Origin of the sequence: Streptomyces rectiviolaceus (assembly GCF_039533825.1) — a bacterium.
GTDB lineage: Bacteria > Actinomycetota > Actinomycetes > Streptomycetales > Streptomycetaceae > Streptomyces > Streptomyces rectiviolaceus.
Genome location: NZ_BAAAUG010000156.1, coordinates 51,990 through 73,193, shown reverse-complemented (window position 1 = coordinate 73,193; position 21,204 = coordinate 51,990). Strand labels below are relative to the sequence as shown.

The following is a 21,204-nucleotide window of genomic DNA, read 5'->3' as shown; positions in this document are numbered from 1 at the left end:
GGCGCCGGCGAAGCCCGGCGGGGGAGGCGGTGGACCGCCCGGCGCTCCACCCGGCGGCGGACCGCTCGGGTGATGTGCGGCCGGGGACCAGCCGGTGGCCGGTCCGTGCCCCGGCTGATGGGGCGGCGGCAGCGGAGGCCCCACTGCGTGCTGCATCCGGTGCCACTCCGTCTCGTGCGACTGACGCTGGTCGGGCGGCGGCCGGGGCCACCCGTTACCGAACGGTACCGTCCCCGGCCGACGTTGTGTGAACGGCCGGGGAGGCCGCAGGGTGCCCGTGGCTTGTTCTGGTGGGCCGATTCCGCGCTCCTGGAGCGCTACTTCGCCACTTCGCCGTACGCGGCGAGCAGCACCGCGGGGTCGGGGCCCTCCAGGACGGTCGGCTTGCCGAGGCCGTCCAGGACGATGAACCGCAGCAGGTCACCGCGGGACTTCTTGTCGACCTTCATGGTCTCCAGGAGCTTGGGCCACTGGTCGTAGCGGTAGCTCAGGGGCAGGCCGACCGACTCCAGGACGGTGCGGTGCCGGTCGGCGGTCGCGTCGTCAAGACGTCCTGCGAGGCGGCCGAGTTCGGCCGCGAAGGCCATGCCCACGGAGACCGCGGCGCCGTGCCGCCACTTGTAGCGCTCGTTCTTCTCGATGGCGTGGGCGAGGGTGTGGCCGTAGTTGAGGATCTCGCGCAGGCCGGACTCCTTGAGGTCGCCGGAGACGACCTCCGCCTTGACCTTGATGGAGCGCTCGATCAGCTCTGCGGTGTGCGGCCCCTGCGGGCTGCGCGCCGCCTGAGGGTCCTCCTCGATCAGTTCGAGGATCACCGGGTCGGCGATGAAGCCGGCCTTGATGATCTCCGCGAGGCCCGACACGAAGTCGTTGACCGGCAGCGAGTCGAGCGCGGCCAGGTCGCACAGCACACCCGTCGGCGGGTGGAAGGAGCCCACGAGGTTCTTGCCCTCGGCGGTGTTGATGCCGGTCTTGCCGCCGACTGCGGCGTCCACCATGCCGAGCACGGTGGTCGGGACGGCGATCCAGCGGACCCCGCGCAGCCAGGTCGCGGCCACGAACCCCGCGAGGTCCGTGGTGGCGCCGCCGCCGACGCCGATGATGACGTCGCTGCGGGTGAAGCCGGACTGGCCGAGCGCCTTCCAGCAGTACGCGGCGACCTCGGCGGTCTTGGCCTCCTCGGCGTTCGGCACCTGGATGGCCACGACCTCGAAGCCCTGTCCCGCCAGGTCTTCGCGCAGCGCGTCGCCCGTATCGGCGAGCGCCTCGGGGTGGATGATCGCGACGCGCTTGGTGCGCTCGCCGATCAGGCCGGGCAGCTCACCGAGGAGCTGCCGCCCGACGAGGACCTCGTACGGATCGGTGCCCGCGGTGCCGCCGACCTGGATACGGGTGGGCGTCTGCCCCGACGTCTCAGCCATCTCCGTCATGCTTCCTTCAACTCCAGTGCGTCGAGGACCGCTTGGGCGACCTCTTCGGGGGTGCGGTCGTCGGTGGCGACGACGGCGCGGGCGACTTCGGCGTAGAACTGGCGGCGGGCGTCCATCAGTTCACGCCACTGCTTGCGCGGGTTGACCGCGAGCAGCGGGCGCGCGACGTTCAGGCCGGTGCGCTTGACCGCCTCCTCGACGTCCATCGACAGATAGACGACGGGGTGCGGGGCGAGGAGCGCGCGGGTCGACTCGTCGAGGATCGCGCCCCCGCCGAGCGCGAGGATGCCCTCGTGCTCGGCGAGCGCCGTACGCACGGCCTGCCGCTCCAGGTCGCGGAAGTGGCTCTCACCCTCGTCCACGAAGATGTCCGCGATCTCCCGGCCCTGTGCGGCCACGATGTCGGCGTCGGTGTCGCGGTAGACGGTGCCGAGGCGCTCGGCGAGCAGTGCGCCCACCGTCGACTTGCCCACGCCCATCGGTCCGACCAGAACGATCTGCGGGCCGGTCACCGGATCTGGAGGTTGTCGAGGTACGACGTCACGTTCCGCCGGGTCTCGGGCACGCTGTCGCCGCCGAACTTCTCGGCGACGGCGTCGGCCAGGGTCAGCGCGACCATCGCCTCGGCGACGATGCCGGCCGCCGGGACCGCGCACACGTCGGAGCGCTGGTGGTGCGCCTTGGTGGCCTCACCGGTGGCGACGTCGACGGTGGCGAGCGCGCGCGGCACGGTCGCGATGGGCTTCATCGCGGCGCGTACGCGCAGCAGTTCACCGGTGGTCAGGCCGCCCTCGGTGCCGCCCGAGCGGCCGGAGGTGCGCTTGATGCCCTCGTCGGTGGAGACGATCTCGTCGTGCGCCTTGGAGCCCGGCACGCGCGCGAGGTCGAAGCCGTCGCCGACCTCGACGCCCTTGATGGCCTGGATGCCCATGAGCGCGGCGGCGAGCCGCGCGTCGAGCCGCCGGTCCCAGTGCACGTGCGAGCCGAGGCCCACGGGCACGCCGTACGCGAGAACCTCGACCACACCCCCCAGGGTGTCGCCGTCCTTGTGGGCCTGGTCGATCTCGGCGACCATCGCCTTGCTCGCGTCCGCGTCGAGGCAGCGCACCGGGTCGGCGTCGAGCTTCTCGACGTCGGCGGGGGTCGGGTAGACGCCGTAGGGCGCCTTGGCCGCCGCCAGCTCCGTGACGTGGCTGACGATCTCGATCCCGGCCGTCTCCTTCAGGTACGAGCGGGCGACCGCGCCGAGCGCGACGCGGGCCGCGGTCTCGCGGGCGGAGGCACGCTCCAGGATCGGCCGGGCCTCGTCGAAGCCGTACTTCTGCATACCCGCGAGGTCGGCGTGGCCGGGCCGTGGCCGGGTCAGCGGGGCGTTGCGGGCCAGGTCGGCGAGGATCTCCGGGTCGACCGGGTCGGCCGCCATGACCTGTTCCCACTTGGGCCACTCGGTGTTGCCCACCATGATCGCGATGGGCGAGCCCATGGTCAGGCCGTGCCGGACGCCGCCCAGGAAAGTGACCTCGTCACGCTCGAACTTCATGCGCGCACCGCGCCCATAGCCGAGGCGCCGCCGGGCCAGGTGGTCCGCCACCATCTCTGTGGTGATCGGCACGCCGGCGGGAAGACCCTCCAGCGTCGCGACAAGTGCGGGTCCGTGGGACTCTCCCGCGGTCAGCCAACGCAACCTGCTCAACGGTGCTCCTCATGCTCGCGCCTGGAACTGCGTGGCACGGCCGGGTGCGCGGCCCTGGCCCGCCACCCCTGATCCTCCCACGCCGGGCGGCGGGACCTGGCCTCCGGTCCAGCAAGCGGACGCTCTAGCGCGCGGCCAGCGCGTGTTCCCCGGCCTTGCGCATGGCGGTCAGCGGCGCGGGCGTGCGCCCCGTCATCTGTTCGACCTGCAACACGGCCTGGTGCACGAGAAGGTCGAGGCCGCTCACGACGGCCCCGCCGTACATCGACCAGCGGGCCGCCAGAGCGGTGGGCCACGGGTCGTACAGGACGTCGAAGAGCGTCGCGGGCCGCTCGGGCACGGCGGCCGACAGCGCGTCGGTGGCACCGGCCGGAGTCGTGGCGATCACCAGTGGCGCGCTCAGCGCCCGCTCGGCGTCCGCCCAGTCCTCCGTGCGCACGTCCACGTCGAGCCGCTCGCCCCATTGCCGCATCTCGGCGGCGCGCGCCTCGCTGCGTACGTACGCGACGACCTCGCCCGTGCAGATCCGCGCGAGCGCGGCAAGGGCGGACGACGCGGTGGCGCCCGCGCCGAGGATCGCGGCCGAATCGACCTGCTCGATGCCGCGTTCCCGCAGGGCGGCGACCATGCCGGGGATGTCGGTGTTGTCGCCGACGCGGCGGCCGTCGTCCGTCAGGACGACGGTGTTGACCGCCTCGACGGAGGCGGCGGTCTCGCTGACCTCGTCGAGCAGCGGGATCACCGCGCGCTTGAGCGGCATCGTCAGCGAGAGCCCGGCCCACTCGGGGCCGAGCCCCTGCAGAAAGCCGGGCAGGGCCGCCTCGTCGACGTCGAACAGGTCATACGTCCAGTCGACAAGGCCCAGCTCCCCGTATGCGGCGCGGTGCAGCACCGGGGAGAGGGAATGGGCGATGGGTGAGCCGAGGACTGCGGCTCGGCGCTGGGTGCTCATCAGCCGGAATTCTTCTTCTGTTCCTCGAGGTACTTCTGACGGTTACGCTCGTGCTCCTTATTCGTCTCGGCGAACAGCGTTTCGTCCGCATTGATGGAGACGAAGTAGTACCAGTTCCCCTTGGCCGGGTTGAGTGCGGACTTGAGCGCCTCGTCACCGGGGTTACCGATCGGCCCAGGAGGCAGGCCCTTGATCTTGTACGTGTTGTACGGGTCGTTGAACTTGCGAAGATCGTCGACCGTGCCGGTTTCCAGGGTGCTTTCGGCCTTGGCGTAGTTCACCGTCGAGTCGAAGTCGAGGAGTCCGTAGGTCTCGGTGTTGTTCGGCTTGAGGCGGTTGTAGACGACCGTCGCGACCTTGTCGAAGTCGTGCTTGTACTTGCCTTCCGCCTGAACCAGGCTCGCCACCGTGAGCACCTGCAGCGGGTCCTTCAGGTTCAGCTGAGCGGCCTTCGTCTTCAGACCCAACTCGTCGTACTTCACGGTGGCGTGGGAGACCATCTTCTTGAGGACGGCCTCAGGCTTCTGGCCCTTGGCGACCGGATAGCTGGAGGGGTAGAGGAAGCCTTCCAGCGGGTCCTTGATGTCCTTGTTGGTGTTCGCCCAGTCAGGAAGACCGAGAGACTTCCATTCCTTCTTGGCGACACCTTCGGTGGTGCCCTTGTCGAGCTTCAGGCGCGTATCGATCTGGTTGTAGACCCACGAGTTCCGCTTACCCTCGGGAATGATGAGGTTGTTGCGGCTCTTCGGGCTCAGCATCAGTTCGACGGCGCTCTTGGCCGACATCTGCTTCTTCAGGACGTAGACGCCTTCCTGAATGGTATTGCCGTCAGGATTCTGCGCCTGCGCGGAGACAAAGGCGTCCACGCTCTTGACGACCCCGGCGTCCTTCAGTTTCTGACCGATCACATAGCCGCCGGATCCCTTCGGGATGTCGACGGTCGCGAGGCCCGTTCCCTCGCCCGCGTAGTCCGGCGACGTACCGAATCGGTCTTGGTAGAACTGATAGCCGAAATAGCCGACCCCGCCGAGACCGCCGGCGAACACCAGCGTCACGACCAGGCAGGCGCAGCCGCTCCTGCGCTTCTTCGGCTTCTTGCCGCCCCGGCCGCCTCGACGGTCCCCACGGCGGCCCGGAGGCTCGTCGCCGTTCTCGTCCTCGTCGTCATCGGCACCGGAGAAGAACGCGTGCTCGCCCTGGTCCGGGCCCGGGTCCCAGTCCTGCTGCGGCTCGGGGGCGGCGCGGCGGCGGGACGGCGGCTCCGGCGGGGGGTACGCGTCGGGAGTGCCGTAGTAGTCCGGGCTCTCCGCGCCGTAGCCGCCCGGCTGGTTGCCATAGGGGTCCGACGGGTCGGCGGTGTACGGGACCTGGCCGTGCTGGCCGGTGTCCCAGCCGCCGTTGTACTGCTGCTCAGGACCGCCGTTGTACTGCTGCTCCGGGCCGCCGTTGTACTGCTGCTCCGGGCCGCCGGGCCCGCCGTACTGCTGCTGACCGTAGGCCTGCTGCTGGCCCGTGCTCCAGTCGTCGTACTGCGCCTGCTGCGGCTGCTGAGGGTGGTACTGCCCCTGGCCGCCGTAGGTGGACTGGCCGCCCGAGGGCTGCTGTCCTCCCCATCCGCCGTCCCCGTACAACGGGTCCTCGGGATGCCACGGTTCGGAGCCTGGGCCCCGGCCATACTCAGTCATCGATCCCCTACATGCCGCGAGGCGGGGCCGCCGTCTGAGTTGGTCGGGCAACCGTTCCGCCTCTTGATGCTGTGCGGCAGCTGTTCGAACACCGCCGCATCGCGCGGAACGTTACCGTATCGCGATCAGATGACCACTTCGACGCCCTCGCCCGGAGCTTTACCTGACGCCCGTTCGGACTCCAGTGCCTGCTGAAGGATGATGACGGCCGCCGCCTGATCGATGACAGACCTGCCCTTTTTGGACTTCACGCCCGAGGCGCGCAGCCCCTGACTGGCCGTCACTGTGGTCATCCTCTCGTCCACGAGCCTCACCGAAATGGGGGCGACCAAGCGGGCGAGGTCCTGTGTGAAGGCGCGGACCTTGGCGGCCGCGGGCCCCTCGCCACCGTTGAGGGAGCGAGGGAGACCGACGACGATCTCGATCGGTTCGTATTCGTCGACGAGCTGCTTCAACCGGCGCTGAGCCGCCGGGACATCGCGTCCCGGCACCGTCTCCACCGGAGTGGCGAGGATCCCGTCGGGGTCGCACGAGGCGACTCCGATCCGGGCGTCGCCGACGTCGATGGCCAGACGTCGGCCCCTGCGCATGCCCCCTGCTGAGTCGTCCATCAGGCCGTCTCTGCCACGAGGCGCTCGACGGCGGCCATGGCGTCACCGATGGCCGTGGCGTTCTGGCCGCCGCCCTGGGCGACGTCCGGCTTGCCGCCGCCACCGCCGCCGAGGGTCTTGGCTGCCGTACGGACGAGGTCGCCGGCCTTGAGGCCGCGCTCGCGGGCGGCTTCGTTCGTGGCGATGACCGTCAGCGGGCGGCCGTTGGCTGTCGTGAAGAGAGCCACCACGGCCGGGCGGTCGCCCGGGATGCGGTGCCGTACGTCGAGGACCAGCTTGCGCAGGTCGTCGGCGCCCGTGCCGTCCGGCACCTGGCCGGTGGCGAGCGCGACGCCTCGTACGTCCTTGGCGGACTCGACGAGACCGGCGGCGGCCGCAAGGACCTTCTCCGCGCGGAACTTCTCGATCTCCTTCTCGGCGTCCTTCAGCTTGCCGAGCATGGCGGAGACCTTCTCGGGCAGCTCCTCGGAACGGCCCTTGACCAGCTCCTGGAGCTGGGCGACGACCGTGTGCTCCTTGGCGAGGAAGTTGTACGCGTCGACGCCGACCAGGGCCTCGATGCGGCGCACGCCCGAACCGATGGACGACTCGCCGAGCAGCTTCACCAGGCCCAGCTGGGCGGTGTTGTGGACGTGCGTGCCGCCGCACAGCTCCTTGGAGAAGTCGCCGATGGTGACCACGCGGACCCGCTCGCCGTACTTCTCGCCGAACTCGGCGATGGCGCCCTGCTTCTTGGCCTCGTCGATCGACATGACCTCGGCCTGTACGTCGAGCTCGTGCGCGAGGACTTCGTTGATCTTCTGCTCGACGTCCGTCATGACGGCCGTGGGCACGGCCGACGGGGAGCCGAAGTCGAAGCGGAAGCGGCCCGGCTGGTTCTCGGAACCGGCCTGGGCGGCCGTCGGGCCGAGCGCGTCGCGCAGCGCCTGGTGCGTGAGGTGCGTGGCGGAGTGGGCGCGGGCGATGGCACGGCGGCGGTGCACGTCGATCGAGGCCCAGACCTGGTCGCCGACGGTGATCTCGCCGACCAGGACGACACCCTTGTGGACGTGCACGCCGGGGACCGGCTTCTGCACGTCACGGATCTCGACGGCGGCGCCGTTGTCGAGGCGGATCCGGCCGGAGTCGGCGATCTGGCCGCCGCCCTCGGCGTAGAAGGGGGTGCGGTCGAGGACGACCTCGACCTCGTCGCCCTCGCGGGCGGCGGGGGACGAGACGCCGTCGACCAGGAGGCCCACGATCACGGCCTCGTTCTCGGTGAGGGTGTAGCCGGTGAAGTCCGTGGCTCCCGAGGCGTCGACGATCTCGCGGTAGGCGCCGAGGTTCGCGTGGCCGGTCTTCTTGGCCTGGGCGTCGGCCTTGGCGCGCTCCCGCTGCTCCTTCATCAGGCGCCGGAAGCCGTCCTCGTCCACGGAGAGGCCCTGTTCGGCGGCCATCTCCAGGGTGAGGTCGATCGGGAAGCCCCACGTGTCGTGCAGCAGGAACGCCTTGTCGCCGGCGAGGACCTTGCCGCCCGCGGCCTTGGTCTCCGTGACGGCGGTGTCGAGGATGTTCGTGCCGCCCTTGAGGGCCTTGAGGAAGGCGGCCTCTTCGGCGAGCGCGACGGTCTCGATGCGCTTGCGGTCGGTCTGCAGCTCGGGGTACTGCTCGCCCATCGACTTGATGACCGTGTCGACGAGTTCGAGGGCGACCGGGCCGGTGGCGCCCATCAGGCGCATGTTGCGGATGGCGCGGCGCATGATGCGGCGCAGGACGTATCCACGGCCTTCGTTGCCGGGCGTGACGCCGTCGCCGATGAGCATCACGGACGTGCGCATGTGGTCGGCGACCACGCGAAGGGAGACGTCCGAGCCCTGCTCGGCGCCGTAGCGCACGCCGGTCAGCTCGGTGGCCTTGTCCATGACGACGCGCAGGGTGTCGGTCTCGTACATGTTCTGCACGCCCTGCAGGATCATGGCGAGACGCTCGAGGCCGAGGCCGGTGTCGATGTTCTTGCTGGGCAGCTCGCCGAGGATCTCGAAGTCCTCCTTCGAGGTGCCCTCGCCGCGCTCGTACTGCATGAAGACCAGGTTCCAGATCTCCACGTAGCGCTCGTCGTTGACGGCGGGGCCGCCCTCGACGCCGAACTCGGGGCCGCGGTCGTAGTTGATCTCGGAGCAGGGGCCGCAGGGTCCGGGGACGCCCATGGACCAGTAGTTGTCCTTCTTGCCCAGGCGCTGGATGCGCTCGGCGGGGACGCCCACCTTCTCGCGCCAGATGGTCTCGGCCTCGTCGTCGTCGAGGTAGACCGTCACCCACAGGCGCTCGGGGTCGAGGCCGTAGCCACCGTCCGCCACGGAGCTGGTGAGCAGCTCCCAGGCGTACTTGATGGCGCCTTCCTTGAAGTAGTCACCGAAGGAGAAGTTGCCGCACATCTGGAAGAACGTGCCGTGCCGCGTGGTCTTGCCGACCTCTTCGATGTCGGGCGTACGCACGCACTTCTGCACGCTCGTGGCGCGCGAGAACTGCGGCTTGACCTCACCCAGGAAGTAGGGCTTGAAGGGCACCATGCCCGCGGGGACGAGGAGCAGAGTCGGGTCGTCCGCGATGAGCGACGCCGAAGGGACGACGGTGTGCCCGCGCTCCTCGAAGAAGCTCAGCCAGCGGCGGCGAATCTCGGCCGACTCCATCAGTGGTCCTCATTCCGGTTGTACGAGTACTTCGATTTCGAGAGGTACTTGCCCTGCTTGTTCTTGTCGGTCTTGTTGTTCTTGGCGGTCTTGCTGGTCTTGCCGTTCTCGATGGCCACGACGACGGTGCGCTGCGCGGGGAGTTCGGCGTCGACCGGGGCTTCGAGGCCCAGGGCCTCGCCCAGTTCGGCCTCGCGCTGGGCCATGCCGTCACGGACGTCGAGAGCGAAGTCCTTGAGCTTGTGACCCGCCTCGACCGCCTTGTTCGCGGCCTGCGCCGCGAGGCTTTCGGGGGTCAGTTGCTTGATCTTGCGGTTGACCTTGGTGGTGGCCCACACACCGGCAGCGGCGCCCGCGGTGAACCAGAACGTACGGCGGAACATCGCTGCGTCAGTCCTTCTTCCGCTTGCCCCGCCGCCGCGCGGAGGGGACGGTGCGCCCCACGATCACGGTACGTCGGGCGGGTGCCGGGGGCACATTGTCTGATTCGGGTCCTGCCTTGCGGCCCAGGGCCCTGCGCACGCCGTAGCCGAACGCCGCGACCTTGACGAGGGGCCCGCCGAAGGTGGAGGCGACCGTCGTGGAGAGCGCCGACGCGTTCGACGTGACTTCCTGGACGTCCGACGCGATGGCGTCGACCCGGTCGATCTGGGTCTGCGCGGAGCGCACCGCGGTGGAGGCGTCCGCGAGGAGCGGGACGGCCTGCTCGGTCACTTCCGCGACCAGCTTGGTGGTCGCCCTGAGCGTCTGCGCCAGCCTCACCAGCGCCACGGCCAGGAAGGAGACCAGGATCGCCCAGAAGACGGCCACCAGGATCCCGGCCACCTCTCCACCCGACACTGCGCACCGCTCCCTGAACATCGGCCCTGAACATCGAAAAGTCGTCCCCCGACCCTATCGCGCCGGGGCCGAGGCTCCGCACCGCATTACCGTGTACGGGCAGGGGAGTTACCTGAAGTGATTGTACGGACTGCTTACGGATGGGTACGCTCCGTATCTCATGCGACGCGATCAGCGCACGGGCGACCACCGTCACGGCTCCTCCGTACAGCCGCCGAGACCCGGCAACCTCCCTCTGGAGCTCAACGCCTTCGTCGGACGCACCGACGAACTCGCCGCTCTTGCCGCCGCGTTGGAGGCCGGACGCCTGGTCACGGTGACCGGCGTCGGCGGTGTGGGGAAGTCGCGCCTCGCCCTGAGGGCCGCCTCCGTCGCCGAGCCGCGGGACGGCGCCTGGCTGGTGGATCTCACGGCGGTCCGGGATCCGGATCTGGTGGAGCACGCGGTCGCCGACGCGCTGCGTCTGACGGATCACACGCGCCGCACGCCGCGGCAGGTGCTGCTCGACCACCTCGCGGAGCGGGAAGTCCTCCTCGTCATCGACGGGTTCGAGCACCTGGTGGAGGCGTGCGCCTCGCTGGTCGGGGATCTGCTGCACCGCTCCCCCGGCCTGCGCGTGCTCGCGGTGGGGCGGCGGCCGCTTGACACCGGGTGCGAGCGGATCCTCCCCCTGGCGCCGCTGCCCCCACCGGACGCGACCGCGCTCTTCGCCGACCGCGCGGCGGCGGGGCTCCCCGGGTTCGCCGTGGACGAGGGGAACGCGACCGACGTGGCGGAGCTGTGCCGCCGCCTGGACGGGATCCCGCTGGCCGTGGAGCTGGCGGCGGGGCGGCTGCGGGCGCTCTCGCCCGCGCAGCTCCTGTCCCGGCTCGACGACCGGTTCGCGCTGCTCACCGGGGTCAGGCGCGATGCGCCGCCGCGCCATCAGACCCTGCGTACGGCCATCGGCTGGAGCCATGAGCTGTGCACGACGGGCGAGCGCCTCCTTTGGTCACGGCTCTCGGTGTTCTGCGGCCCCTTCGACCTGGAGGCCGCCGAGTACATCTGCAGCGGCGAAGGACTGCACGCCGACGACGTCCTCGACGTACTGGGTGAACTGCTCGCGCAGTCCGTCGTGACCCGCGAGGAAGGGCCGACGGGCGTCCGCTACCGCATGCTCGACACGGTCCGGGCGTACGGCGCCGACTGGCTTGAGGCCACCGGCGACGCAGCGCGGATGCGGCGCCGGCACCGCGACTGGTACATGGGGCTCGCCACGTGGTGCGAGCTGGACTGGTTCTCGCCGCGCCAGGCGCGGGTCGCCGAACTCGTCGACTGCGAACTGCCCAATCTGCGGGGCGCGTTGGAGTACTGCCTGACCGAGCCGGACGAGACGCGTCTGGGCCAGTATCTGGCGGGCAGCCTGTGGTTCTACTGGGTCGGCTGCGGCCGGCTCGCGGAGGGGCGGCACTGGCTCGACCGCGCCCTCGAGCTGGACGGCGGCCACGACGAATCGCGCCTCAAGGCGCTGTGGGTGCTCGGCTATGTCGCGGTCCTGCAGGGCGACACGGTCGCCGCGCTCGCGGCGCTGCAGGAGTGCAAGGACGAGGCGGAACGTACCGGCAGCGCCATCGCGACCGCGTACGCGGTGCACCGCATCGGCTGCCTCGCGCTCCTCGCCGACGACATGGAGCGCGCCGAGACCCTGCTGCGTTCGGCCCTTGAGCAGTACCGCGAGATCGGCGAGCTCAACAGCAACGTCCTGATGGGCCAGGTCGAGCTGGCGATGGCCCTCGCCTTCCGCGGCAAGCTCGCCGACGCGGTGGAGCTCTGCGAGGACGTACGCCAGGTCTGCGAGGACCACGGTGAGCGCTGGACTCTCGCGTACGCGCTCTATGTCCTCGGCTTCGCGGCCTGGACGCGCGGTGAGGCCGCGACGGCCCGTGATCTGGTCATGCGGTCCCTGGCCCTCGACCACGCCTTCAACGACCTGCTCGGCACGGTCCTCGCGATCGAGCTGCTCGCCCTGTTCACCGCGATGGAGGGCGATCCGGACGAGGCCGCGGTCCTGCAGGGCGCCGCGTCCCGCATCTGGCCTTCGGTGGGCCTTCCGCTGTTCGGCTCCGGGAACTTCGGCGGGCCGCACGCGCTGTGCGAGTCGCAGGCCCGCGAGCAGCTGGGCGACGCGCGCTACGAGGAGTGCGTGGCCGTCGGCGCCCGTCTCGCTCCGGACGCGGCGGTGTCCCGGGCCCTGCGCACGGAACCCGGGAGCAACGCAAAAACCCGCCGCCTGCCCCACCACGAAGGGAGGGCGGGCGACGGGCTGAAGCAGGGAGAGCTACGTCCGGGTCAGCGGGCGTAGTACTCGACGACGAGCTGCTCGTCGCAGATCACGGGGATCTCCTTGCGGTTCGGGTCACGGTCCAGACGGAAGGCCAGGGCCTTCAGGTTGACCTGGAGGTAACGCGGGATCTCGCCGTCGGGGGCGAAGCCGCCCTCACGGGAGACCTGGAACAGCGGCTTCTCGCGGCTGCGCTCGCGGACCATCACGACGTCGTCGGGACGGACACGGAACGACGGCTTGTCGACCTTGCCGCCGTTGACCTCGATGTGGCCGTGGCTGACCATCTGACGGGCCTGGTAGATCGTGCGGGCGATGCCCGAACGCAGGATCAGGGCGTCGAGACGGCGCTCGAGCTCGATGACCAGGGCCTCGCCGGTCTTGCCTTCGGCCTTCTTGGCGCGGTCGTAGGCACGGGCCATCTGCTTCTCGCTGATGTCGTACTGCGCGCGCAGACGCTGCTTCTCGAGCAGACGGACCTTGTAGTCCGAGTTCTGCTTGCGCCCACGGCCGTGCTCGCCCGGCGGGTAGGGGCGGGCCTCGAAGTACTTGACGGCCTTCGGGGTCAGCGCGATGCCGAGGGCACGCGACTTCTTGACCTTGGGGCGGGACTGGTTCGGCATGAACCAACCTCTCTGTTCAATGTGATAACGGCTTCACCAGGGTTAGGGGAGGTCGCAATCCGCAGCCTGGGAAACCCATCGGATCCGGTGGTTCTGGATCCGGCGGGCAGCCGCTCCCTGGTCTGGGCACTATGTGCAGCACGCGAGTGGCCCACCGACCGTTTCCCGGAGTACGAGATGGTGGTGGGCTGCCCGCGACACCTTCGACGGTGCGCGACGCTCCTGGAGATCCCTGGACGGTGAGGTCCGGGGCTCCGGCTGGATGTCCCGTTCTGGTGGTGTCCGGTACGAGACCGGACACGGGACGCAGCACTGCGGGCAAGTGTACCGGGTGACGGGGGGTGCCTCAGCCGCAGGCCCGGCCGGGCCTGCGATGCGGTGCGATGCGGTGCGGCTACTCGCCCTTGAGGCGCTCGCGCACCCGCTCGACCACGTCGGCGTACCGGGCCTCGGCGCCGTAGCGCGTGGGTTGGTAGTAACGCTTGGCGGCCACCGCGTCCGGTGCGTACTGCTGGGCCGCGATGGCGCCCGGTACGTCGTGCGGATACACATAGCCCTGGGCGTGGCCGAGCTTGGCCGCTCCCTTGTAGTGCCCGTCGCGCAGGTGGGGCGGGACGGGGCCCGCGAGGCCGGCGCGGACGTCCGCCTGGGCGGACTGGATGGCCATCGTCGCGGCGTTCGACTTCGGGGCCAGGGCCAGGGCGATCGTCGCGTGGCTGAGGGTGAGCGCCGCCTCCGGGAAGCCGATCATGGCGACGGCCTGGGCGGCGGCGACCGCGGTGGGCAGTGCCGTGGGGTCGGCGAGGCCGATGTCCTCGCTCGCGGAGATCATCAGGCGGCGGGCGATGAAGCGGGGGTCCTCCCCCGCCTCGATCATCCGGGCCAGATAGTGCAGGGCCGCGTCCACGTCCGAACCGCGGATGGACTTGATCAGGGCGCTCGCGACGTCGTAGTGCTGGTCGCCGTCACGGTCGTACTTCACGGCCGCGCGGTCGACCGACTCCTCCAGGCTCTGGAGGGTGATCTCCTTCTCCCCCTTGGCGAGGGCCGAGCCTGCGCCCGCCTCCAGGGCGGTGAGCGCGCGCCGGGCGTCGCCGCCCGAGATCCGCAGGAGATGGGCCTCGGTGTCCTCGGGCAGCTCGACCGCGCCGCCCAGGCCCCGCTCCTCGGTGAGCGCCCGGCGCAGCAGGCCGCGCAGGTCGTCGTCCGTGAGCGGTTCGAGCGTGAGGAGGAGGGAGCGGGACAGGAGCGGGGAGATGATCGAGAAGTACGGGTTCTCGGTCGTCGCCGCGATCAGCGTCACCCAGCGGTTCTCGACGGCCGGGAGGAGGGAGTCCTGCTGGGCTTTGCTGAAGCGGTGGATCTCGTCAAGGAAGAGGACGGTCTCCTTGCCGTGGCCGCCCATCGCCCTGCGGGCCCCTTCGATGACCGCGCGGACTTCCTTGACGCCCGCGGTGATCGCGGAGAGCTCCACGAAGCGCTTGTTCGTGGCCTTCGAGACCACGTACGCAAGGGTCGTCTTGCCGATGCCCGGCGGGCCCCACAGGAACACCGACGACGGTCCCGCCGGTCCTCCCCCGCCCTCGCCGACCAGCCTCCGCAGGGGCGAGCCCTGCTTCAGCAGATGCTGCTGGCCGACGACTTCCTCGAGGGTGCGCGGGCGCATCCGGACGGCCAGGGGACTCGTCGAAGGGTCCTTCTCCTGGCGGTCCTCGGCGGCTGCGGTGAACAGGTCGGGCTCCACGGTCCGAACCCTACGTCAGCCCACTGACAATGCCCTCGGCGCTGTCAGCTGGTCCAGAAGTCCCACCAGCGCGTGAGGATCAGCATGCCGATGATGCCGACGTGCAGCACCGGAAGCACCCAGGTGAACTCGCCGAAGAACGTACGCAGCCAGGAGGGCGCGGGCAGGAAGCCGTTGCGGACGTTGAACGACGTCACGTACCAGAACATGACGATCGTGGCGACCCAGGCCAGGCAGCACCACAGGCACAGCGAGTTGATCTCGTACAGCGACTGGTACTGCAGCCACGTGCAGAAACCGACCCCGAACAGCGTGCCCGCGTTCAGCGTCAGCCAGTACCAGCGCGGGAAACGCGCCCGGCCCAGCAGGCTCATGCCGACACAGATCACGACCGCGTACGCCGCGATGCCCAGCATCGGGTTCGGGAACCCGAAGACCGACGCCTGCTCACTGGTCATGATGTTGCCGCAGGAAACCACCGGATTGAGGCTGCACCCCGGCGTGAAATCCGGGTCCTCGAGCAGCTTGAACTTGTCCAGCGTGATGACCCACGCCGCGAGCAGCCCCGCCGCACCCGTGATCACCAGAAGCAGCGCGAACGCACGGCTCCCACCGGCACTGCGTGGCGCGCCCGCGTCCGTTCCCCCGTCATCGTGCTCGGAGGGGAGGCTGTCGCTTGCCGGGGTCGTCTTGCTCATCACGCCGTTCCGTCGCTTGTGGTGGCCTGCGGGCACGGACATTGTGCCGCACGCGCGCGGGTGTCCACCGTTCGATGGACATAAGGAGGTACGCACGGAGGTCCCGGAGCGTTCGGTTCGCCTGGACGCTCGACGGCATGACGGCAGACGACGGAACGACAGCGGCCACGGGCGAACTCGCGGTGGACGTACGGGGGCTCCGCAAACGCTACGGCGATGTGACGGCGGTCGACGGCATAGACCTGGCCATCCGGCACGGGGAGGTCTTCGGCATCCTCGGCCCCAATGGCGCGGGCAAGAGCACCACGGTGGAGATCCTGCAGGGCAACCGCGCGCGGGACGGCGGCGAGGTCGCGGTGCTCGGCGCCGACCCCGCGTCCGCCGGGCGTGCGTGGCGTTCACGGGTCGGGATCGTATGGCAGGACGAGTCCGCGCCCGCCGAGTTGACGGTGCGCGAGACAGTACGTCAGTTCGCCCGCTACTACCCGAAGCCACGTGACCCCGAAGACGTCATCGCGCTCGTCGGCCTGGAGGAGAAGGCGGCGAGCCGCATCAAGGGCCTCTCGGGCGGCCAGCGCCGCCGGCTCGACGTGGCGCTCGGCGTCATCGGCGACCCCGAACTCCTGCTCCTCGACGAGCCGACGACGGGCTTCGACCCGGCCGCGCGGCGCCAGTTCTGGAGCCTGATCCGCAGGCTCGCCGACGAGGGCACCACCATCGTGCTCACCACGCACTACCTGGAGGAGGCCGAGGCGCTCGCGCACCGGCTCGCGGTGATCGCCGAGGGCCGGGTGGTGGCCGAGGGCGAGCCCGCGGCCCTGCGCCACCGCCACGGCACCGAGACCACCGTCGAGTGGACCGACCGGGACGGGAGCCCGCGCAGCGAGCGGACACAGACCCCGACGCGGACCATCGTCGGGCTCACGGCCCGTTTCGACGGGGAGATCCCGGGGCTGCGCATCAGCCGCCCCACCCTCGAAGACGTATACCTACGCCTCACCGGGCAGGAGGCCGCGCGATGACATCGACGGTGACATCAACCGACGTACGCTCCCCGGAACGTTCCGCGCGGCGGTTGCCCTCGACCTGGGGGCTCGGCCTGCACCAGGGCGCGCTGGAGCTGAGGCAGTTCTTCCGGCTGCGCGAGCAGGTGGTCTTCACCTTCGCCTTCCCCATCGTCTTCCTCTTCCTCTTCGCGTCGATCTTCCGCGACGACGTGGAGGGTGCGGGCATCACGGCGTCCCAGCTCTACGTCGCCGCGATGATCGCCGCGGGCATCATGTCCACCAGCTTCCAGTCGCTCGGCATCTCCATCGCGATCGAGCGCGACGAGAAGGTGCTTCGCCGTCTGCGCGGGACGCCGATGCCGCCTGCCGCCTACTTCCTCGGCAAGATCTGGCTCGTGCTTGTCACCGGCCTCCTGGAGACCGTGGCACTGCTGATCGTCGGCGTCACGCTCTTCGACGTCGACCTGCCGACGAGCGCGGGCAAGTGGCTCACCTTCGGCTGGATCTTCGTCCTCGGCCTCACGGGCTGCGCGCTGCTCGGCATCGCCATCAGCAGCGTCCCGAGGTCGGGGCGCAGCGCGACCTCCGTGGTCGTGCTGCCCTTCCTGGTGCTCCAGTTCATCTCCGGCGTCTACATAGCCATCGACACGATCCCCGGCTGGATGCTGAACTTCAGCGCGTTCTTCCCGCTGAAGTGGATGTGCCAGGGATTCCGCGGGGTGTTCCTGCCCGAGTCGGCGCGCATCCTCGAACCGGCGGGGAGTTGGGAGTACGGACGCATCGCCCTGGTGCTCGGGGCCTGGTGCGTCGGAGGATTGGTGCTGTGTCTGCTGACCTTCCGGTGGAAGAACCGGCGCGACGGATGAGCGAGGCGGCCGGGCCGCGCGACTCGAACATCTGGCAGCGCACCTTCCGGCTCTGGGACGCGTACTTCGCCGTGGTGTGGACGGCCACCCTGGTCTTCGTGCTCGGCACGGCGGAGCCGGGGTGGCCCGTCCGGCTCACCGCGGGCGGACTTCTACTGCTCCTCGTCCCCTGGTACCTGGGGTTCGGGCGCCGCGTCCTGACCGAGGAGGGCGCCGACGAAGGGCAGGCGCTGACGTACATGGCGGGTGCGATCGTGCTGTTCCTGGCGCCGGGCGTGCTCGTCGGCGAGACCCGCCTGATGACCTTCGCGCTCATCCCGCAATGCTTCATCTGCCTGCGGATGCGCTGGGCGCTCCCGGCGGTCACGGTCATCAACATCGCGCCGGTGGCGGGCTGGGCCCTGCTGTGGCGGCCCTCGTCCCAGGACGTCTTCTTCAACTCCGTCTTCGCCGTCGTCACGCTGGTCTTCTCGGTGGCGATGGGCAGCTGGACCGTCCGCATCATCGAGCAGAGCCTCGAACGGGCCGATCTGATCGCCGAGTTGGACGCCAGCCGCGAGGAGGTCGCCCGGCTCTCCGCCGAGCGCGGCGCCCTCACGGAGCGGGAGCGTATGTCGCGCGAGATCCACGACACCCTGGCGCAGGGCTTCACCAGCGTTCTGATGCTCGTCCAGGCGGTCGACGCCGAACTGGAGCGGGACGTGCCCGCCGCCCGCCGTCACCTGGAGCTCATGGAGGTCACGGCGCGGCAGAACCTCGCCGAGGCGCGGGCCCTGGTCGCCGGGCGTGCGCCCGCCGACCTGGGCGCCGGCTCGCTGCCGGACGCGCTGCGACGCATCGCCGCACGCCATGACGCGACGGTCAGCGTGAGCGGCGAGGTGCGTCCGCTGCCGCCGGGTCTCGAGGTGGTTGCCCTGCGCTCCTGTCAGGAGGCACTGGCCAACGTGGGCAAGCACGCGGGGGACGACGCGTCGGCGACCGTCGCGCTGGCCTACGCGGAGGGCTCGCTCACGCTTGCCGTACGGGACACGGGGTGCGGTTTCGACCCCGCCGCACCGCACGGCGGCTACGGTCTGCCCGGGCTGCGCGCGCGGGCCGCCGAGGTCAGCGGGACCGCCGAGGTGGCGAGCGGCCCCGGCGAGGGCACGACCGTCACCGTCCTGCTTCCGATTCCCGAGAGGACCCACCTGTGATCCGCATCGTGCTGGCCGACGACCATCCCGTCGTACGCGAGGGCCTGAGGGCCATGCTGAGCGCGGAGCCGGACCTGGACGTGGTCGCGGAGGCGTCCAGCGGGCCTCGGGCGGAAGCGCTGGCCGCCGAACTGCGGCCGGACATCGTCCTGATGGACCTGCGGATGCCCGGCGGTGGCGGGGCCGACTCGATCGAGCGGATGGCGGCAGCGGGGCTGGCCTGCCGGGTCATCGTGCTGACGACGTACGAGACCGACCGCGACATTCTGCGGGCCGTGGAGGCGGGGGCTGCGGGTTATCTGCTCAAGGACCTGGCGCGGGGTGAACTGGCCGAGGCGGTGCGGGCCGCTGCCCGCGGGGAGACGGTCCTTGCTCCCTCGGTGGCGGCGCGGCTGGTGGACCAGCTCCGTACGCGGCCCGAGAGGCCTCGGCTTTCGGTACGCGAGACTGCGGTGCTTCGGCTTGTCGCCGAGGGGTGTACGAACGCGGAGATAGGCCGTCGGCTGTTTGTCGCCGAGTCGACCGTGAAGACTCATCTGCTGCGGGTCTTCGGGAAGTTGGGGGTGGATGACCGCACCGCCGCGGTCACGAGTGCGATGCGGCACGGGCTGCTGGACTGAGGTTCTCGCCCCCTCCGCCCCAGACCCCGCTCCTCAAACGCCGGAGGGCTGGATTTCAGCCTGTCCGGCGTTTGAGGACGAGGCCGTTCAGGCCGATACGGGGGTCTGGGGGCGGAGCCCCAGGGACGGGACGGGTAGGGGCGGAGGGGGCGAAAAAGCCGCCCCGGGGTCAGCTCAGCCTGGCCTTCAGCTCGCCCACCAGCTCCTCCACCGCAACAGCGCTCTGCTCCCCGGACTCCATGTCCTTCAGCTGCACAACGCCCTCGGCGAGATCCCGCTCACCGGCGACGACGGTGTACCGCGCGCCCGAGCGGTTGGCGTTCTTCATGGCTCCCTTGAGCCCCTTGCCGCCGTACGAGAAGTCCGCCGCGACGCCCGCCCTGCGCAGCTCCGTCACCTTGGAGAACAGGACCCGCCGGGCCTCCTCGCCGAGCGGCACCGCGAACACGCTGGTCGCCGATGGCAGTTCGAGCTCCACGCCCTCCGCCTCCAGGGCGAGGACCGTGCGGTCCACGCCGAGCGCCCAGCCGACCGACGGCAGCGAGGGGCCGCCGATCATCTCGGACAGGCCGTCGTAGCGACCGCCGCCGCCCACCGCGGACTGCGAGCCGAGGCCGTCGTGGACGAACTCGAAGGTCGTGCGGGTGTAGTAGTCCAGACCGCGGACCAGCTTCGGGTCGTCCTCGTACGCGACACCCTCCGCCGTCAGGAGCTCGCGCACCTCCTTGTGGTACGCCTGGCACGCGTCACACAGGTAGTCGCGCAGCATCGGGGCGCCGACCAGCTGCTTCTGGACGTCGTCGCGCTTGTCGTCCAGGACCCGCAGCGGGTTGATGTCGATACGTCGACGCGTCTCCTCGTCCAGGTCGAGGGCGCGCAGGAAGTCCTGCAGCGCGGCGCGGTAGACGGGACGGCACTCCTTGTCGCCCAGCGAGTTCAGCAGGATGCGGAACTGCCGCAGGCCCAGGGCGCGGTACGCCTGGTCGGCGAGGATGATCAACTCGGCGTCCAGGGCCGGGTCCTCCGCGCCGATCGCCTCGGCGCCGACCTGCGAGAAGTGCCTGTAGCGGCCCTTCTGCGGACGCTCGTAGCGGTAGTACGAGCCGGAGTACCAGAGCTTGACCGGGAGGTTGCCCGCCTTGTGCAGGTTGCCCTCCAGGGCGGCACGCAGCACGGAAGCGGTGCCTTCGGGGCGCAGGGCGAGCTGGTCGCCGCCCTTGGTCTCGAAGGCGTACATCTCCTTGGAGACGATGTCGGTGGACTCGCCGACGCCGCGCGAGAACAGCTCGACGTTCTCGAAGCCGGGCGTCTCCACATAGCCGTACCCGGAGTTCCGCAGCGGCGCCGCGATGGCCTCGCGCACCGCCAGGTACTTCGCTGAGTCCGGCGGGAGCAGGTCGTAGGTGCCCTTGGGGGCCTTGAAGGTGCTCACGGGTTTTCTCTCGTCACATTCCTCGTCGGGGAGCGTCGGCTCCCAGGCCGGCGGCCACCTGGCGCAGATACGGGTTGGTGGCGCGCTCACGGCCGATGGTCGTGTGCTCGTTGTGACCGGGCAGGACCACGGTCGAGTCGTCGAGCGGCAGGCACACGCGCGCCAGCGACTCGAGCATCTCGTCGTGCGATCCGCCGGGCAGGTCGGTGCGTCCGATGGAGCCGGCGAACAGCAGGTCGCCCGAGAAGAACACCGAGGGGACCTCGGCGGACTCGGGGAGCTGGAAGGTCACCGACCCCTTCGTATGCCCCGGCGCGTGCGCGACGGAGAAGTCGAGACCTGCGAGCTTCAGCCGCGCGCCGTCGGCCAGCTCCTTGACGTCCGATGGCTCCCCCACGGTCAGTTCACCGAGGAGCTGCGCGCCGAAGGAGCGGCCTATGGCCTTCTCCGGGTCGCTCATCATGTACCGGTCGTCGGGGTGGATCCACGCGGGCACGTCATGCGCCCCGCAGACCGGGACGACCGAGGCGACATGGTCGATGTGGCCATGGGTGAGGACGACGGCGACGGGCTTGAGCCGATGCTTCTTGAGCGCGTCCTCGACTCCCTCGGCGGCCTGGTGGCCCGGGTCGATGATCACGCACTCCTCGCCTGCGGCGGGGGCGACCAAGTAGCAGTTGGTGCCCCAGGCCCCGGCGGGAAACCCGGCAATGAGCACGATCGTCCTTCGTTCGTCGTCCGGCGGAGGTGACCGCGCAGGATCGCGGCAGATCAGAGCCTACCGGCGCTCCCGATTCCACAGCTAACCCATATACGGTACG

Annotated in this window: 20 protein-coding genes; 5 read left to right on the top strand and 15 right to left on the bottom strand. The window is 70.2% G+C overall.

Annotated features, from left to right (window positions below):
- The 10 genes from ABD378_RS35325 to ABD378_RS35280 all read right to left on the bottom strand — a co-directional run.
- On the bottom strand, window positions 1-156 hold a 156-nt coding region (locus ABD378_RS35325), incomplete at its 3' end, for a Pro-rich N-terminal domain-containing protein (protein ID WP_344527904.1).
- A 161-nt stretch (window positions 157-317) separates the two neighbouring features.
- Window positions 318-1,421, bottom strand: coding sequence for a 3-dehydroquinate synthase (aroB, locus tag ABD378_RS35320; protein WP_344527902.1), 1,104 nt, complete (start codon window positions 1,419-1,421; stop codon window positions 318-320).
- A gap of 5 nt (window positions 1,422-1,426) precedes the next feature.
- Window positions 1,427-1,942 carry a shikimate kinase gene (locus ABD378_RS35315; RefSeq protein WP_344527892.1) on the bottom strand — a complete coding sequence of 172 codons (516 nt, stop codon included), beginning with the start codon at window positions 1,940-1,942 and terminating at the stop codon, window positions 1,427-1,429.
- A complete protein-coding gene (gene aroC, locus ABD378_RS35310) occupies window positions 1,939-3,123 on the bottom strand; it encodes a chorismate synthase (RefSeq protein WP_344527890.1) in 1,185 nt (394 codons plus the stop codon). Before aroC ends, ABD378_RS35315 begins: the two co-directional genes overlap by 4 nt.
- Window positions 3,124-3,247: 124 nt before the next feature.
- On the bottom strand, window positions 3,248-4,075 hold the full coding sequence (locus ABD378_RS35305; protein WP_344527888.1) for a shikimate dehydrogenase: 828 nt from the start codon (window positions 4,073-4,075) through the stop codon (window positions 3,248-3,250).
- On the bottom strand, window positions 4,075-5,760 hold the full coding sequence (mltG, locus tag ABD378_RS35300) for an endolytic transglycosylase MltG (protein ID WP_344527886.1): 1,686 nt from the start codon (window positions 5,758-5,760) through the stop codon (window positions 4,075-4,077). Before mltG ends, ABD378_RS35305 begins: the two co-directional genes overlap by 1 nt.
- A gap of 125 nt (window positions 5,761-5,885) precedes the next feature.
- On the bottom strand, window positions 5,886-6,371 hold the full coding sequence (gene ruvX, locus ABD378_RS35295) for a Holliday junction resolvase RuvX (protein WP_344527884.1): 486 nt from the start codon (window positions 6,369-6,371) through the stop codon (window positions 5,886-5,888).
- Window positions 6,371-9,040, bottom strand: coding sequence for an alanine--tRNA ligase (gene alaS, locus ABD378_RS35290; protein ID WP_344527882.1), 2,670 nt, complete (start codon window positions 9,038-9,040; stop codon window positions 6,371-6,373). Before alaS ends, ruvX begins: the two co-directional genes overlap by 1 nt.
- On the bottom strand, window positions 9,040-9,423 hold the full coding sequence (locus ABD378_RS35285; protein WP_344527880.1) for a DUF6167 family protein: 384 nt from the start codon (window positions 9,421-9,423) through the stop codon (window positions 9,040-9,042). Before ABD378_RS35285 ends, alaS begins: the two co-directional genes overlap by 1 nt.
- A gap of 7 nt (window positions 9,424-9,430) precedes the next feature.
- Window positions 9,431-9,880: a DUF948 domain-containing protein gene (locus ABD378_RS35280; protein ID WP_344527878.1), complete on the bottom strand. Its 450-nt coding sequence runs from the start codon at window positions 9,878-9,880 to the stop codon at window positions 9,431-9,433.
- 160 nt (window positions 9,881-10,040) lie between these two features.
- Between ABD378_RS35280 and ABD378_RS35275 the strand changes: the two genes are divergently transcribed.
- Window positions 10,041-12,221 (top strand): ATP-binding protein, encoded by a 2,181-nt coding sequence (locus tag ABD378_RS35275; protein WP_344527876.1) that lies wholly within the window; start codon window positions 10,041-10,043, stop codon window positions 12,219-12,221.
- Here ABD378_RS35275 and rpsD read toward each other — a convergent pair.
- The 3 genes from rpsD to ABD378_RS35260 form a co-directional block, all read right to left on the bottom strand.
- Window positions 12,209-12,823 carry a 30S ribosomal protein S4 gene (rpsD, locus tag ABD378_RS35270; protein ID WP_160503779.1) on the bottom strand — a complete coding sequence of 205 codons (615 nt, stop codon included), beginning with the start codon at window positions 12,821-12,823 and terminating at the stop codon, window positions 12,209-12,211. The genes ABD378_RS35275 and rpsD overlap by 13 nt on opposite strands.
- A gap of 394 nt (window positions 12,824-13,217) precedes the next feature.
- Window positions 13,218-14,567 carry a replication-associated recombination protein A gene (locus ABD378_RS35265; protein ID WP_344527873.1) on the bottom strand — a complete coding sequence of 450 codons (1,350 nt, stop codon included), beginning with the start codon at window positions 14,565-14,567 and terminating at the stop codon, window positions 13,218-13,220.
- A 44-nt stretch (window positions 14,568-14,611) separates the two neighbouring features.
- Window positions 14,612-15,265 (bottom strand): vitamin K epoxide reductase family protein, encoded by a 654-nt coding sequence (locus ABD378_RS35260; protein ID WP_344527871.1) that lies wholly within the window; start codon window positions 15,263-15,265, stop codon window positions 14,612-14,614.
- A gap of 137 nt (window positions 15,266-15,402) precedes the next feature.
- Here ABD378_RS35260 and ABD378_RS35255 point away from each other — a divergent pair, with 137 nt between their 5' ends.
- From ABD378_RS35255 to ABD378_RS35240, 4 genes are read left to right on the top strand one after another with little or no spacing between them, the layout of a single operon-like run.
- The gene (locus ABD378_RS35255; RefSeq protein WP_344527869.1) at window positions 15,403-16,287 is read left to right on the top strand and encodes an ABC transporter ATP-binding protein; all 885 of its coding nucleotides are present in this window, start codon (window positions 15,403-15,405) and stop codon (window positions 16,285-16,287) included.
- Window positions 16,284-17,138: an ABC transporter permease gene (locus ABD378_RS35250; RefSeq protein ID WP_386545773.1), complete on the top strand. Its 855-nt coding sequence runs from the start codon at window positions 16,284-16,286 to the stop codon at window positions 17,136-17,138. The genes ABD378_RS35255 and ABD378_RS35250 overlap by 4 nt, the downstream gene beginning before the upstream one ends.
- Window positions 17,135-18,331 (top strand): sensor histidine kinase, encoded by a 1,197-nt coding sequence (locus ABD378_RS35245; protein WP_344527898.1) that lies wholly within the window; start codon window positions 17,135-17,137, stop codon window positions 18,329-18,331. The genes ABD378_RS35250 and ABD378_RS35245 overlap by 4 nt, the downstream gene beginning before the upstream one ends.
- The gene (locus tag ABD378_RS35240; RefSeq protein WP_344527867.1) at window positions 18,328-18,951 is read left to right on the top strand and encodes a response regulator; all 624 of its coding nucleotides are present in this window, start codon (window positions 18,328-18,330) and stop codon (window positions 18,949-18,951) included. The genes ABD378_RS35245 and ABD378_RS35240 overlap by 4 nt, the downstream gene beginning before the upstream one ends.
- A gap of 169 nt (window positions 18,952-19,120) precedes the next feature.
- Here ABD378_RS35240 and hisS read toward each other — a convergent pair whose 3' ends face one another.
- Both hisS and ABD378_RS35230 read right to left on the bottom strand, forming a co-directional pair.
- Window positions 19,121-20,383: a histidine--tRNA ligase gene (gene hisS, locus ABD378_RS35235; RefSeq protein WP_344527865.1), complete on the bottom strand. Its 1,263-nt coding sequence runs from the start codon at window positions 20,381-20,383 to the stop codon at window positions 19,121-19,123.
- Window positions 20,384-20,396: 13 nt separating this feature from the next.
- Entirely contained in the window at window positions 20,397-21,101 is a 705-nt protein-coding gene (locus ABD378_RS35230) for an MBL fold metallo-hydrolase (protein ID WP_160503787.1), read from the bottom strand.
- Between the last annotated feature and the right edge of the window lie 103 nt (window positions 21,102-21,204).